Raw genomic sequence first — 15,050 nt, forward strand, 5'->3', positions numbered from 1 at the left:
GCTTGCGGCTGTCCACGACGACCTGCGCTCCGGCGAGCACATATCCCTCAGCCAGCGCCAGTCCGATCCCGCGGGTACCGCCGGTCACGACGACGGTCCGACCGGCCATGTCGAACAACCGGTCGAACGACGAGCGGTCCACTAGATGCAGCCGCTGACGCTGATGCGGCGGCCCACATCAGCACACACCGCCACGTTGGGTGTGTACACCGGCGGTGGGGGCGGCACGTAGTTCATCTCCCAGAGCGGGTCCGAACATCCCGAGACTTCGACCCATCGTCCACCGATGGAACCGCAGATCGCCTCCGCCTTCGGTGCGGGCATGACCACGGGGCTGAGCACCCCGCCGACGAAGACCGCGGCGACTGCGACGAGCCAGGTCTGGCGCAAGTCGAGCTCCTTCACGTTCTCAGCGGCCGGGGCCGCGACACCACGTTGATTGTGACAGTCGACTCGGACGCGCGCGGGCGAACCCGCGTCCCGGTGCCGGGTCGCGGCGCCGATGACGACACCGGACGGTTTGCCAGATCAGCACCGTGCGTCGTCTGCGCTCTGTGTTGCCACAGGTTCTGGGCATACTCCGGACCCCACGCTCGCACCCTCATCCGTAGCGGAATCCGCGAGGTAGCGAGCAAACTTGTCATTCTCGTCGATCTGTAAAAGATCGCTTGTCAGAAAGTCTTTGTCGAGATCAACGATTCACCCAGCGAACTCTTTGACGATGTCGTACATTTTCGTACTGTGCGCAGCCAACGGGTCGCGCACCTGGTGCGTTCAGATCGCAGTTGTTCGAGGGGTGCTTGCGATCTGGACGCACACTAAAGCCACAACGACCGGGTGCTGGTGAACGTCCGGCCAACACCGGTCAGCGGATCGTCGAATGCCAACGTGTGCGCGAGAAGGCTTAGCGGCGTGGCGAAATCGTCGGCCGCCACCTCGACGACGTCCGGGTAGAGCGGATCCCCGATGATGGGCAGACCCAACGACGCCATGTGCACCCGTAGCTGATGGGTGCGCCCGGTGCGCGGCGTCAGGCGATAGCGCCCGTCGCCCAGGTGCTCTACCAGCGTCTCGGCGTTCGGCGCCCCAGGCTCCTCGACCGCCTGCAAACACCCGCGGCGCTTGACGATCCGGCTGCGGACCGTCAGCGGGAACGTCAACCCCGGGGCGACGCCGGCACACGCGAGGTAGGTCTTCGACACCCTTCCCTGGGCGAACAACACCTGGTAGGCGCCACGAACCTCGGGGCGCACCGTGAACACCAGCACACCCGCGGTCAGTCGGTCGAGCCGGTGTGCGGGCGCCAGATCGGGTAAACCCAGCTCACGCCGCAACCGCACCAGCGCCGTCTGCATCACGTGCCGACCGCGCGGCATCGTGGCCAGGAAATGCGGCTTGTCCACCACCAGGATGTTCTTGTCGCGATGCAGCACCGGGATGTCGAACGGGACGACGACCTCGTCGGGAACGTCGCGGTAGAGGTAGACCACGGCGCCTGCGGGTAGCACCGACGTCGCGTCGAGCACCGATCCGTCAGCGCGAAACACCTCTCCAGCAGCGACTTTCGCACCAGCACCCCACCGGCGTTCGAACTCCTCGGCGACGTTGCCGCCGCGCATCCGCACCCGCGCGGGACCGAGACCGTCACGCACGGGAAGCGGAGCCCGGCTCAATTCAGCGGCACCGGTTCGAGGATCTCGGCGCGCGCCTCCGGAGCAGCGGCACGCAGCGCATCGGCCGACTCGTCGTCGGGCTGGGCCTGCGAACGCACCTCGGCCTCCACCCGGGCCCGATAGGTCTCGACTTCGCGATCCACGTCCTCTGCCGTCCAGTTCAGCACCGGCGCAACGACTTCGGCGACCTCGCGGGCACAGTCCACGCCGCGATGCGGATATTCGATGGAGATCCGCATCCGGCGCGCCAGGATGTCCTCCAGATGCAGGGCACCTTCGGCCGCCGCCGCGTAGGCCGCCTCGACCTTGAGATAGACCGGCGCCTCGGTGATCGGCTCGAGCAACTCCGGGCGGTCATCGGCCATCGCGAGCACCTCGCTGATCAGCGAACCGTAGCGATCCAGCAGGTGGCGCACCCGGTACGGGTGCAGGCCGTAGAAGCCTCCCACCCTTTGGGTTTGGTTGACCAACGCGAAGTAGCCGTCGGCGCCGACCAGCGGCACCTTCTCGGTGATGGAACGCGCCACCCGGGTGGGCACGAACTCGGCGGCCGCATCGATGGCGTCCTCGGCCATCACCCGGTAGGTGGTGTACTTGCCGCCGGCGATAGCGACCAAGCCCGGCGCGGGCACCGCGACCGCGTGCTCGCGGGAGAGTTTCGAGGTCTCCTCGCTCTCCCCGGCCAACAACGGCCGCAACCCGGCATACACCCCGTCGATGTCGTCATGGGTCAACGGAGTGGCCAGGACCGTGTTCACATGGCCCAGGATGTAATCGATGTCGGCCTTCGTCGCGGCCGGATGTGCCAGATCGAGGTTCCAGTCGGTGTCGGTGGTGCCGATGATCCAGTGGGTCCCCCACGGGATGACGAACAACACCGACTTCTCGGTGCGCAGGATGATGGCGACCTCGCTGACGATGCGGTCGCGGGGCACCACGACGTGCACACCCTTGGAGGCCCGCACCCGGAAACGGCCGCGCTGCTTGGACAACGCCTGGATCTCGTCGGTCCACACCCCGGTCGCGTTGACCACGACATGGCCCCGGACATCGGTGACCGCTCCGTTCTCCGAATCCCGGACCTGCACCCCGGTGACCCGGTCGCCTTCCCGCAGCAGCGCCACCACCTGCGTCGAGGTCCGCACCACGGCCCCGTAATGGGCGGCGGTGCGCGCGACCGTCATCGTGTGGCGGGCATCGTCGACGACGGTGTCGTAGTACCGGATCCCGCCGATCAGCGCCGAACGCTTCAACCCCGGCGACAGCCGCAATGCCCCGGCACGGGTCAGGTGCTTCTGCGGGGGAACGGATTTCGCGCCACCGAGCTGGTCGTAGAGCATGATGCCGGCGGCGATGTAGGGCCGCTCCCACAGCCGCTTGGTCAGCGGGAACAAGAACGGCAACGGCTTGACCAGGTGCGGCGCCAGCGTGGTCAGCGACAGCTCCCGTTCGTGCAGCGCTTCCCGGACCAGGCCGAACTCCAGCTGCTCGAGGTAGCGCAACCCGCCGTGGAACATCTTCGAACTGCGACTGGAGGTGCCCGACGCGAAGTCGCGCGCTTCGACCAGCGCCACCTTCAGGCCCCGCGTCGCGGCGTCCAACGCAGCCCCCGCACCGACGACGCCACCGCCGATCACGACGACGTCGAACTGCTCACTGCCGAGTCGCTCCCAGGCCCGGACACGCCCCTCGGGATGAAGGACGGAATCGGGCATCTCGTTGCCCACGCAGGACTCCCTTGTTACCGGTCAGTACTCAGACCAGCCTACGTGGACTGCCGCGGATGCTCGCGCCACCCCGGAGCCCGTTCCCAGGACCACGGCCGTCGCCGCGCCGATGTGGAAACGTTCACCGCCCGCACCGTAGAGCCCGTCCTGCGAGCCGGTGAACACGTCGTTGATCCAGCCGGCGGCGATCACCGGGACGGCCGCCACATTCGCCGAGTCCGGGACGCCGCAGGTGAGCATGCCGATGAGACCGCTGCTGGCGCCCTCGGCGTCGGTGTGTTTGCCACCCTCGAGCCGGACCCCGACAAAGCCGTCGGGGCGGCTGTCCACCAACGCCGACGTGCCGGCGCCGAAGACGTTGCACAGCGCGCAGTCGGCGGCGATCTGGAACACCGGACGGGCGTTCACGCCGGTCAACGCCGCCGAGCCGGCGGCGATGCGGCCGCCGTTGTCGACTCCGTCGAACATCACCACGGCCCGCAGCCGGTCGATCGCGCCGTTGTCGACGGTGTAGGCCGCCGCCGAGGCCGCCAGGTTGCCGCCTGCGGACTGGCCGGCCAGCACGAACTGCGTCGGAAGGATGACCGCATGCCCGGCGGCTGCCGTCGCGCTGGCCGTCAGAGCCGTCATGTCACCGACGAACAGGTCAGCGACCGCGCGGTGCATCGCGTCCCCGTTGACCCAGCAACCGCCCTGGGCGAACGGATTGGACGCCACCGTGGGCACGACGACGACGCTGTTGGTCTGCTCGGCCAGCTGCACCGCCAGCGCCGACACGTTGGCTTTCGACCGGAAGAAGCCGTGCTGCAGATAGATCAGGCCCGCCGGCTCCTCGGCCTGGTTGGGGAAATACCAGTCAGCGTCAAGGGTTTCACCGCAGCCGCACCCGACCTCCAGTTTCGAGGTCTGCCTGGTGACCAGGCTGCCCGCCGGGATCGACGGCTTGGGATCGAACAGCCGCACCAGCCCGGCCAGCGCCGAGAACAGCCACGACCCGATCAGCTCCAGCGGCGACGGCCGCACCGCTTCGGCCGTGCTCGACGCGGCGGCGGCCGTCATCGTGGCCAGCGCGGTCGACATCGACTCGCCCGTCTCTGCGGTGGCGTCCGCAGCCGGGACGAGGGTCGGCTGGGTCGGGGATGCGAGGTCACCGCCGAGGGTGCGCTCCGGCTCCGCCTCGCCGGTCGGCTCCGTCGCGGGCTCGGCGGCGGATCCGGCCGCAACTTCGGTCTTCGGGGCGGGCGCGTCGGCCGGGTCGGGCGTGACGGTGTCTCCGCCACGGTCGGTCGCGCCGGTTCCTTCGCGGCGGTCGGTCGTGACGGTGTCTCCGCCTCCGTCAGCCACGGATTCGTCGGCCACGGATCCCTCGGACGCAGATTCGTCGGCCACGGGCTCCTCCGCGGGCGCATCGGCCACGGTCTCGGCCACGGGCTCCCCGACCGGCTCGACGAGATCCGTCTCCTCGTCGTCGACGGTGCCGTCCGCAGACAGCTCGTCGGTGACCTCTTCGGCTACATCCGCCTCATCACCGGCGGCACCGGCGACGTCGGTGGTGGTGGTGACGTCGGCGCCGGTGGTGTCGGCGTCGCCGCCGTCCCGCTCCCCCGACCCGGTCTGGATATCGGAAGACGTCCCGGTCGACTGGCTCGCGGTGTCCGCACCACTTGAGCCGTCACCGTCAGCAAATGCCACGCCGGGGCTGATCGTGACGGCGGCCAGCACCCCGAGAACGGCCACACCACTGCGAACGAACACGCCACCAATGTTCCAGCGAATTAACTGAAGCGCAAATTACCAGCTCAGAGACGTCGATCTCTGTACACGCAAAGCTGCGTCAGTCCAGGTCGTCATGCGTCATCAGGCGGCGGGCCGCCTCGACGATCGAGCCCGACAGCGACGGATACACCGACAGCGTCTGCGCCAAATCGGTCACCGTGATCCGGTTCTGCACGGCCAGCGCGATCGGCAGAATCAGCTCCGAGGCGATCGGCGCCACCACGACGCCCCCGATCACCACGCCGGTCGCGGGTCGGCAGAAGATCTTGACGAAGCCGTGGCGAAGCAGGCTCATCTTGGCCCGGGCGTTGGTGCTCAGCGGCAGCATCAGCGTGCGGGCGGGCACCTCCCCGCTGTCGATCGCCGACTGCGGGATGCCGACCGCCCCGATCTCCGGGCGGGTGAACGTCGCCGAGGCCACCGTCCGCAGCCGGATCGGGGACACCCCCTCCCCCAGCGCGTGATACATCGCGATGCGGCCCTGCATCGCGGCCACCGAGGCCAACGGCAGCAGACCGGTGCAGTCACCGGCGGCGTAGATCCCCGATGCGGGGGTGCGCGACACCCGATCCACGGGGATGTAGCCGCCCCGCTTGAGTTCGACGCCGACCCGCTCCAGGCCCAGGTTCGCGGTATTGGGCACCGATCCGACCGTCATCAGCGCGTGGCTGCCCTCCACAGAACGGCCGTCGGCCATCGTCACCTTCACCCCCGAATCCGTGCGGGTCACCGAGTCGGCCCGGGCATTCTTGACCAGCGTCACGCCGCGCTCGGCGAAGACCTCCTCGAGCACCGCGGCCGCGTCGGAGTCCTCGTGCGGCAGGATCTGGTCACGGCTGGCCACGACCGTCACCGTCACCCCGAGCTCGGTGTAGGCGTTGCAGAACTCCGCGCCCGTCACCCCCGAGCCCACGATGATGAGATGTTCCGGCAGTTCAGGCAGGTCGTAGACGTGCCGCCAGGTCAGGATCCGCTCGCCGTCGGGCTCGGCGTTGGGCAGGATCCGCGGGCTCGCGCCGGTGGCGATCAGCACCACGTCGGCCTTCAGCACGCCAACCTTGCCGTCCGGGGTGGTCACCCTCACCCGGTGATGCGCCATGCCCGAGGTGTCGTCCACGAGCTCACCATGACCGCCGATGATCGTCACACCGTGGTTGAGCAGCTGCCGGCCGATGTCGGCGGACTGCGACGCGGCCAGCGTCTTCACCCGGTTGTTGATGTCGGGCAGCGAGATCGGCGCGGCGTCGATACCGATGTCGTAGCCCAGACCCGACGCGCGGCGCAGCTCGGTGCGCACCCCGGTCGAGGCGATCAGCGTCTTCGACGGGACGCAGTCGTACAGCACGCACGCCCCGCCCAGGCCGTCCGAGTCGACGACCGTCACCTGGACGACGTCACGTCCGTGGGCGGCTGCGACCAGCGCCGCCTCATATCCCGCCGGTCCTCCTCCGATGATCACGATGCGCGTTACCACGCCACCAACCTATTGCACCGACCCCGAGGCGGGCGTTCGGATACAGCAGGGGTTCACAATGCGTTTAAGCTTCTCGGGTGCCGCTCTACGCCGCTTACGGATCGAACATGCATCCCGAGCAGATGCTGCAACGGGCCCCGCACTCCCCGGTGGCCGGCACCGGCTGGCTGCACGGTTGGCGGCTGACCTTCGGCGGCGAGGACATCGCCTGGGAAGGTGCGCTGGCCACTCTCGTCGAGGATCCGGCATCGAAGGTGTTCGTCGTGCTCTACGACATGACCAAAGAGGACGAGGACAACCTCGACCGCTGGGAAGGCTCCGAGCTCGGCTTCCACAAGAAGATCCGGTGCCGCGTCGAGCGGATCTCGTCGGACACCGACACCGACCCTGTGCTGGCGTGGCTGTATGTGGTGGACGCCTGGGAGGGTGGCATCCCGTCGGCGCGCTATCTGGGGGTGATCGCCGAGGCCGCCGAAATCGCCGGGGCGCCAGCCGAGTACGTGCATGACCTGCGGACCCGCCCGGCCAGCAACATCGGCCCCGGCCCCGGGTCTTGAGTCCGGCGAGCGCGCGAGTTCGACTTCGGCGGGCGCGCGGGTTCCTGGTAGACGCAATGTCGTTCTGAGCGGTGCGCTGCGGATATATGCGCGCAACACTGCTCTCAGAACGACATTGTGGTGGGCGGCAGCCCCGGTCGGCGGTGTCGCCACCTCGCTGAGGTTCCTGATCACACGACGATCCGGCGGTTCGGTCTCGAATCCATAATCGCTGCGGCGGTGCCCAGGCACACCGCCAACCGGGCGCCCGCCGACAGCTCCAGGCCACGCAAGCGCAGCTCGTCGGAGGGTTCGCCGAGGCAGTAGATCCCCTGCCATAGCCGTTCCAGCACAACGGTATTCACGGCGCGCTCGAATCCCCGCCCGGTTGAGGTGGCCCAGGATCTGTCCGCTGGTGGCCACGCCGTCCTGAGCCGGCGAGTTCGTCCACGAGGCCATGCTCGAACGCCACCCGCGCCGGTTGCGATGCTCAGCGCGTCAGCGCCGGAGATCTGGTGGCAATGGGGGATGGCACGCGGGGCGCGAGCGCACGCTGAATGCCAGAGATCACGGCGTGTCGGTGTGCAGACCCGACGACGGAGAGACCTTGGGCCACGGAACCGGGCGGGGGCGAGTGCGCACCTGCTGCGGCCACCAGAACCAGCGGCCCAGCAGCGCCGCGATCGACGGCGTCATGAACGACCGGATGACCAGCGTGTCGAAGATCAACCCCATGCCGATCGTGGTGCCCACCTGACCGATGATCGTCAGGTCGCTGACCGCCATCGTCATCATCGTCAGCGCGAACACCATGCCCGCGGCGGTGACCACCGACCCGCTACCACCCATCGTGCGGATCAGCCCGGTGTGCAACCCGGCATGCACCTCTTCTTTGAGCCGCGACACCACCAGCAGGTTGTAGTCCGCACCGACCGCCAGCAGGATGATGACGGCCATCGGCAACACCATCCAGTGCAACTCGATGCCCACCAGGTGCTGCCACACGAGCACCGACAGCCCGAAGGACGCACCCAGGGACAGCACCACCGTCCCGACGATCACCGCGGCCGCCACGACGGCGCGGGTGAGCAGCAGCATGATCACGAAAATCAGTCCGATGGCGGCGATTCCGGCGATCAGAAGGTCGTAGCGGGTGCCGTCGGCCATGTCCTTGAAGGTGGCCGCGGTGCCACCGAGATAGATCCTCGAACCCTCCAGCGGGGTGCCTTTGATCGCCTCCTTGGCCGCCGTCTCGATCGCGTCGATCTTGTCGATGCCGTCCGGCGACAACGGATCACCCTCGTGGGCGATGATGAAGCGCACCGCGTGCCCGTTGGGCGAGATGAACTGCTCGATGCCGCGCTGGAAGTCGGCGTTGTCGAACGCCTCCGGCGGCAGATAGAACGTGTCGTCGTTCATCGCGTCGTTGAACGCGTCGCCCATCGACGTCGCGTCGTCGCCCATCGCGGCCTGCTGCTCCTGCTGTCCGCCCTGGGTCTGCTGCATCGTCAGCATCATGTCGCGCTGCGATTCCATCGACTCGATCTGCGAGGGCATCAGCTCGATCAGCTGCGGCATCAGCGACGCGAGCTTCTCGATCTCGGGCACCAGCTCCTGAACGTTGTCGGTCAACAGGTTGGTGCCGTCGATCAGGTCGAACACCGACCGGATCGACCAGCACACCGGGATGTCGTAGCAGTGCGGTTCCCAGTAGAAGTAGTTGCGGATCGGCCGCAGGAAGTCGTCCAGATCGGCGATGTGGTCGCGCAACTGGGTGATGTCGTCAGCCATGGTCTTGGTCTTGGCCACCATGTTCTGGGTCACATCGGACATCTGCGTCATCAGCGCCTGCATCCGTCCCATCGTGTCGATGGTGTTCTGCAGCGCCGCCGCCTGAACGGACATGTCGTCCATCCGGTCGAGCATGTACTTCTCGTTGAGCTTCTGCGTGTTGCCCTGCCGGCTCATGATGTACGGAATCGTGGTGCCGTCGATCGGGGTTCCGTCAGGCCGGGTGATGGTCTGCACCCGGCCGATGCCCTCCACCCCGAAGATCGCCTTGGCGATCTTGTCGATGACGATGAAGTCGGCCGGGTTACGCAGATCCTGGTCCGACTCGACCATCAACACCTCGGGGTTGAGGCGCGCCGGCGAGAAGTGCCGCTCGGCCGCGGCATACCCGACGTTGGACTCGATGTCGGCCGGCAGATAGTTGCGGTCGTTGTAGCTGGTTTGGTAGCCGGGCAGGGCCAGCAGCCCGATCAGCGACACCGCGATGCTGGCCACCAGGATGGCACCGGGCCAGCGCACGGTGGCCGCGCCGACCTTGCGCCACCCGCGCACCCGCATGTCGCGCTTGGGGTCGAGCAGGCCGAAGCGGCTGGCCACCGTGACCACCGACGGGCCGAACGTCATCGCCACGCAGATCAGCACCAGCATGCCCAGCGCCAGCGGCACGCCCAGCGTCTGGAAGTACGGCAACCGGGTGAAGCTCAGGCAGAACGTCGCGCCGGCGATGGTCAGGCCGGAGCCGACGATGACGTGCGCCGTGCCGCCGAACATCGTGTAATACGCATCCTCGGGGCTCGCACCTCGGCCCCGGGCCTCCTGGTATCGGCCGATGAGGAAGATCGCGTAGTCCACCGCGATCGCGATCGCGAGGGTGACCAGCAGGCTCGTCGCGAACGTGGACAGCCCGATGATCTCGTGGAAACCCAGGAAGGCCACCGCGCCTCGGACGGTCAGCAGGCTCAGCCCGACCATGACCAGGATCAGCAGCGTGGTGACGATCGAACGGAAGAACAGCACCAGCATGATCGTGATGACGAGGAACGTCAGCGCCTCGACCGTGCGCATGCTCTCGTGGCCCGCGTTCTCCTGTTCGGCGGCCAACGCGGACGCACCGGTGACGTAGGCGGCGACGCCGTCGGGTGGCTGGCTTTCGGCGACGATGTCCTGGACGGCGGCCACCGACTCGTTGGCCAGCGCCTCACCCTGGTTACCGGCGAGATAGACCTGGAAATAGGTGGCCCGCCCGTCGGCGCTCTGAGCGCCCGACGCGGTGAGCGGGTCACTCCACAGGTCCTGGATGTGCTCGACGTGCCGGGTGTCGGCCTCGAGCCGGTCGATCAGGTCGGCGTAGTACGCCCGGGTGTCGTCACCGAGAGGCTGGTCGCCCTCCAGCACGATCATCACCGAGCTGTTGGACTCGTATTCCTCGAACACCTCGCCGATGCGCTGCATCGAGATGACGGCGGGCGCCTCGTCGGGACTCATCGACACCGAGCGCTGCTTGCCGACCTCTTCGAGCTGCGGCACCGAGATGTTCAGGAATGCCGCGACGGCGATCCAGATCAGGATGATCGGCAGCGAGGCGAGCCGGATGGCGCGTGCGATGCGGTAGAAGTGGGGCCGCTCGTGACCGGAAGGGGCTTCGGTCAGCGCAGTGCTCGGAGCCACCAAACTCCTTCCGAACCGAGGTGATCGTGACGGGCGCCTCGAGATGCGCTGCCCCGCCGGGCAATCAGTGCGCGATGCCCGATCAGCAGGTTTACCCTATCCAAGCGGCTAACTTCAAACAAGCCGTTAGGTTAACTAGTGACCTGAGCCGGGGTCCTTCCGCGATGTGAGCGGAGATACAGTTCGGCGTCCCGACGTCGATCGAGGAGGCACGGTGGCCAAACCGGTGGCGACGCGCGGCTTCGCGCGCGAGCGGGTGCTCGACGCCGCCCTGGACCTGTTCGCCGCCCACGGCGTCAGCGGCACGTCGCTGCAGATGATCGCCGACCGGCTCGGGGTGACCAAGGCCGCGGTCTACTACCAGTTCCACTCCAAGGACGACATCGCACTCGCCGTCGTCAAACCGGTGTACGACGACATCGAGCACCTGCTGCGGATCACCGAGACGCTGCCCACCGCCGAGGCCCGGCGCAGCGTGTCGATGAGCGGCATGGTCGAGCTGATCATCCGGCACCGCCGGGTCTCCAGCGTGTTCTACGGCGATCCCACCGTGCACCACCTGCTGGAGACCAACGACGAGTACCGCCGCATCGGGGAACGGCTCGCCGACGTGTTGCTCGGCCCCGCCCCCGACACCGCGTCGCGGGTGGCGATCTCGATGCTCAGCGCCGGGGTTCACGGTTGTGTCAACGACCCGATGATCGCCGACCTCGAGGACGCCGAACTGCAGAAGATCCTGCTCGACTTCACCAAGCGGTTCCTCGAGGTGTGCGTGCCGGCGCAGTAGCGCCCGACGAGCCCGTTCAGCACTTCGCGAGGGATCGCCCGCCGCGGTTCCTAGGCTGATGGCCTTCGCAGAGTGAGGAGTGGCCGATGGTGACGCTGGATCGTCTGGTGAACGTGCTGGGCGGCAGCGGAGTGCGACTGAGGTCCTGTTCCCTCCCCCGCGACACCCCACTGAGCAGCGTCGCGCTGCACGAATCGACGGCGGAACGCGTCGTGGTCACCGGCGATGTGCTCCTGGCCGTCGGCGCGGAGTCGGTCGAGCAGGCCGTGCGCTGGGCAGCACTGGCGCAGGCCTCGGCGGTGCTGGTGCGACAACCGGATCAGGACGCCACGGTCGTCGGCCCCGACGTCGCGGTGGCGGTGTTGACCGTCGACCCCGCGGTGGCCTGGAGCGAGCTGGCGGCAGTCGTCTACGGATTGGTCCTCGAAGGGCGAGAGACCGATTCCGGCCGCGGCCCGACCGATCTGTTCGCGCTGGCCGACAGCCTCGCCGACGCGGTCGGGGCAGCGGTCACCATCGAAGACCGGCTGTCGCGGGTGCTGGCGTATTCGCGCCAGCACACCCACGCCGACCAGGCCCGCGTCGAAACCATCATGGGTCGGCAAGCCCCGAAGCAGGTGCGCGCGCTGCTCGAACAACGCGGCGTCTTCGCGCATCTGGCCGACTCCGACGAACCCCTGTACGTGTCCGCCGCGCCCGACCACGGCCTGTCCGGGCGGATGGTCGTTGCTGCCCGGGCCGGACGTCGGCTGCTCGGATCGGTGTGGGTGGCGACGCCGACGCCGCTGGACGAGCCCCGGCGCGCTGCGCTGGCCGACGGCGCCAAGACCGTCGCACTTCACCTCCTGCGCTCCCGCGCCAGCGCCGACTTGGAACGCCAGGTCGAATCCGACCTGGTCCTCCGCTTGCTCGAAGGCTCCGCCGACGCCGCCACGGCGGCCAGCCGGCTCGGATTGCCGGCCGAAGGGTTGCGGGTGATCGCCGTGCACGCGCAGCTGGATGCCGATCGCGATGCCGCCTTGTTGATGCTGTTCGACCGTGCGACCTCCGGCTTCGGTTGGTCACGGCCAGGCCGCAGCGCACTGTCCGGCAACGCTGTCTACACCGTGTTGCCCGCCGAGGATGCCGACGCTGCACGCCGGTGGGTCAACGGGTTACGAGCCGCGCTGATCGACGGCGCAGTGGTGTCGGCGGGAATCAGCGGCGTCGCCTCGTCCACCGAGCTGAGCGCAGCCCGGCCGGAAGCCGACGAGTGCCTGGCACTGCACGAACTCCGGGCCTCGCGCGGTCCCGCACCTGCGTACGACGAATCCTGGCAGGACATCCTGCTGCAGCGGCTGCGCATCGCCGCCAGGTCGGGCCGCACCCCCAACCGCGGACCGGTGGCCGAGCTACGTCGCCACGACGCCGAGACCAACACGCGCTACGTGGCCACCCTGCAGGCGTGGCTGGCGGCGATGGGCGACCTCGCCGACGCGGGTGCGCTGCTCGGTGTCCACGAGAACACCGTGCGCTACCGGCTGCGGAAGATGGCCGAGGTCGCCGCGCTCGATCTGACAGACCCCCAGTGGCGTCTGGCCACGATGATCGAGCTGGCGGCGACCAACGAGCAGGAGCTGTCGGCGACCAACGAGCATTGAGCTGTCGGAGCCCGACAATCGAGCCCCTCACGATTGTCGGGAACACGCAAGCCCCGCCGACGCCAGGCACCCATGCTGGGTGTCAACGACAAGTCAGTGGGGAGGTGCGCGATGGTCGGCGGCGAACGATTCGACGGTGGACCGCGCTCCGCGATCGTCATCGGAGCGGGGATCGTCGGACTGTCCACGGCGTGGTTCCTGCAGGAACGCGGAGTCGACGTCACTGTCGTCGACCGTTCCGGGGTCGCGGCGGGAGCCTCCTGGGGCAACGCCGGATGGGTGTCCCCCGCGCTGACGATCCCGCTCAACCAGCCGTCGGTGCTGCGGTACGCGTTCACCGCTCTCCGCGACCCGAAATCGGCCCTGCACATTCCCCTGCGCGCCGATCCCGCACTGGCAGCGTTCCTGGTGAGATTCGCGGCCAACTGCCGGTGGTCGTCCTGGCGCCGGGCGGTGAAGGCCAACGTTCCGCTCAACGAGGAGTGCCTCGAAGCCTATGACGTCCTCACCGCCAACGGGGTCGACGCACCCACCACCGATGCGCCGATCACCGCGGTGTTCCGAAGCCGGCACCAAGCACAACACTTGATGCACGAACTGCGCCTGATGCAGAACGAGGGTCAACCGGTGACGGCGACGACACTGTCCGGGGAGGACCTTCGGACACAGGCGCCGCTGGTGTCGCCGGCCATCACCGCCGGAATCAGCATCAGCGGTCAACGTTTCGTCGACCCGGGCCGTTTCGTCGACGCCCTGGCGTGTTCGGTGCAGGACCGCGGCGCCGAAATCCGGCGACTCGACATCGGCCGGGTGGGCACGTCACGCACAGGCGTCGAGGTGCGTCCGCTGGCGGCCGAGCCCATGACCGCCGACGTCGTCGTCGTCGCCACCGGCGCCTGGTTACCCGAATTGATCAGCCCCCAGGTCCGCGTCCCGGTGCGCGCGGGACGTGGCTACTCGTTCACCGTCCCCGTGGAGCGGGCCATGCCCTGCCCGATCTACCTGCCCGACATCCGCGTCGCCTGCACCCCCTACCAGGGCGCGATGCGGGTCGCCGGCACCATGGAGTTCCGGGGACCCGACGAACCTCTGGCGCCCCGGCGAATCGGTGCGATCCTCGACTCCGCCGGACCGCTGCTCGACGGTGTGCGGTGGGAGGAACGCAGCGACATCTGGGTCGGGCCACGCCCGGTGACGCCCGACGGCCGGGCCCTGATCGGCGAGGTGTCGCGCGGCATCTATGTGGCCGGCGGCCATGGCATGTGGGGACTGGCGCACGGACCCGTCACGGGCCGGCTTCTGGCAGAACAGATCACGACCGGTAAGCAACCCGCCGCGCTGCGCCCCTTCGATCCCCGGCGATAGCGCGAACACCGTTCCACGGGCCCCGTCCAGGCCCAGCGTGTCGTCAGGGGCGGCGAGCATCCCGCCCCTGACGACGACCCCCACCCGCGCCCAGGCACATCCACGAACCAGCAGGAGAACGGCTATGAGCACCCCAACCCGAGTATGGATCTCCGAGTCGGCACACCAACGTCTGCACGACGAGCTGACCGAACTGCGCGCCATGCTCGCGCGCGATGTCGACGGCAGCGCGGGCGGCGACGAGAACCTCGCCGCGATCCAGCGTGTGCGGCAGGTACGGATACAGCAGATCCACGACCTGCTCGTGTATGCGGTCGTCGGCGAAGACCCACCCGACGACGGGGTCGCCGAGCCCGGCATGGTCCTGACGGTGCGCTACGACGAGGCGGGCGACACCGAAACGTTCCTGCTCGGCGTGCGGGGAACCGAGCACAACGGCATGGAGGTCTATTCGCTGCGTTCGCCGCTCGGCGCGGCGATCGCAGGCGCCCGGCCCGGCGAGCAACGCGTCTACCGCACGCCCGGCGGGTCGTCGATCTCGGTGACACTGCTCGCCGCGGTGCCCTACGGGCTCCATCGTCACCCCTGACGAATCATGCTGCGCACCAGCGTC

General features: G+C 68.3%; 12 protein-coding genes and 1 pseudogene. 5 read left to right on the forward strand and 8 right to left on the reverse strand.

The window, feature by feature from the left end; all coding sequences use genetic code 11:
• The 6 genes and pseudogenes from J3476_RS27980 to J3476_RS18085 all read right to left on the reverse strand — a co-directional run.
• Positions 1-142, reverse strand: a pseudogene (locus J3476_RS27980) (oxidoreductase); the annotation flags it as partial.
• Positions 142-405 (reverse strand): RNA-binding protein, encoded by a 264-nt coding sequence (locus J3476_RS18065; protein ID WP_307726974.1) that lies wholly within the window; start codon positions 403-405, stop codon positions 142-144. The gene J3476_RS18065 and the pseudogene J3476_RS27980, both read right to left, overlap by 1 nt.
• A gap of 413 nt (positions 406-818) precedes the next feature.
• Positions 819-1,619: a pseudouridine synthase gene (locus J3476_RS18070; RefSeq protein ID WP_207067845.1), complete on the reverse strand. Its 801-nt coding sequence runs from the start codon at positions 1,617-1,619 to the stop codon at positions 819-821.
• A gap of 50 nt (positions 1,620-1,669) precedes the next feature.
• Positions 1,670-3,388: a glycerol-3-phosphate dehydrogenase/oxidase gene (locus J3476_RS18075; protein ID WP_207067846.1), complete on the reverse strand. Its 1,719-nt coding sequence runs from the start codon at positions 3,386-3,388 to the stop codon at positions 1,670-1,672.
• Between the two features lie 33 nt (positions 3,389-3,421).
• On the reverse strand, positions 3,422-5,155 hold the full coding sequence (locus J3476_RS18080; RefSeq protein WP_207067779.1) for an alpha/beta hydrolase fold domain-containing protein: 1,734 nt from the start codon (positions 5,153-5,155) through the stop codon (positions 3,422-3,424).
• A gap of 79 nt (positions 5,156-5,234) precedes the next feature.
• Positions 5,235-6,650, reverse strand: a complete 1,416-nt coding sequence (locus tag J3476_RS18085; protein ID WP_207067780.1) for an NAD(P)H-quinone dehydrogenase — start codon at positions 6,648-6,650, stop codon at positions 5,235-5,237.
• 77 nt (positions 6,651-6,727) lie between these two features.
• Between J3476_RS18085 and J3476_RS18090 the strand changes: the two genes are divergently transcribed.
• Positions 6,728-7,207: a gamma-glutamylcyclotransferase gene (locus J3476_RS18090; RefSeq protein WP_207067781.1), complete on the forward strand. Its 480-nt coding sequence runs from the start codon at positions 6,728-6,730 to the stop codon at positions 7,205-7,207.
• Positions 7,208-7,377: 170 nt separating this feature from the next.
• On the opposite strand, the gene J3476_RS28195 is transcribed toward J3476_RS18090, so the two are convergent.
• Both J3476_RS28195 and J3476_RS18100 read right to left on the reverse strand, forming a co-directional pair.
• Positions 7,378-7,551, reverse strand: a complete 174-nt coding sequence (locus J3476_RS28195) for a hypothetical protein (protein ID WP_373889091.1) — start codon at positions 7,549-7,551, stop codon at positions 7,378-7,380.
• A gap of 202 nt (positions 7,552-7,753) precedes the next feature.
• Positions 7,754-10,648: an RND family transporter gene (locus J3476_RS18100; RefSeq protein WP_207067782.1), complete on the reverse strand. Its 2,895-nt coding sequence runs from the start codon at positions 10,646-10,648 to the stop codon at positions 7,754-7,756.
• A gap of 211 nt (positions 10,649-10,859) precedes the next feature.
• On the opposite strand from J3476_RS18100, the gene J3476_RS18105 reads away from it, so the two are divergent.
• The 4 genes from J3476_RS18105 to J3476_RS18120 all read left to right on the forward strand — a co-directional run bounded on the left by J3476_RS18105 (position 10,860) and on the right by J3476_RS18120 (position 15,026).
• Positions 10,860-11,432 carry a TetR/AcrR family transcriptional regulator gene (locus J3476_RS18105; protein ID WP_207067783.1) on the forward strand — a complete coding sequence of 191 codons (573 nt, stop codon included), beginning with the start codon at positions 10,860-10,862 and terminating at the stop codon, positions 11,430-11,432.
• A gap of 86 nt (positions 11,433-11,518) precedes the next feature.
• Positions 11,519-13,072, forward strand: coding sequence for a CdaR family transcriptional regulator (locus J3476_RS18110; RefSeq protein ID WP_207067784.1), 1,554 nt, complete (start codon positions 11,519-11,521; stop codon positions 13,070-13,072).
• 111 nt (positions 13,073-13,183) lie between these two features.
• On the forward strand, positions 13,184-14,437 hold the full coding sequence (locus J3476_RS18115; RefSeq protein ID WP_207067785.1) for an FAD-binding oxidoreductase: 1,254 nt from the start codon (positions 13,184-13,186) through the stop codon (positions 14,435-14,437).
• 124 nt (positions 14,438-14,561) lie between these two features.
• Entirely contained in the window at positions 14,562-15,026 is a 465-nt protein-coding gene (locus J3476_RS18120) for a GreA/GreB family elongation factor (protein ID WP_207067786.1), read from the forward strand.
• Positions 15,027-15,050: the final 24 nt, after the last annotated feature.

Source organism: Mycobacterium sp. PO1, from assembly GCF_017312405.1.
Classification (GTDB): domain Bacteria; phylum Actinomycetota; class Actinomycetes; order Mycobacteriales; family Mycobacteriaceae; genus Mycobacterium.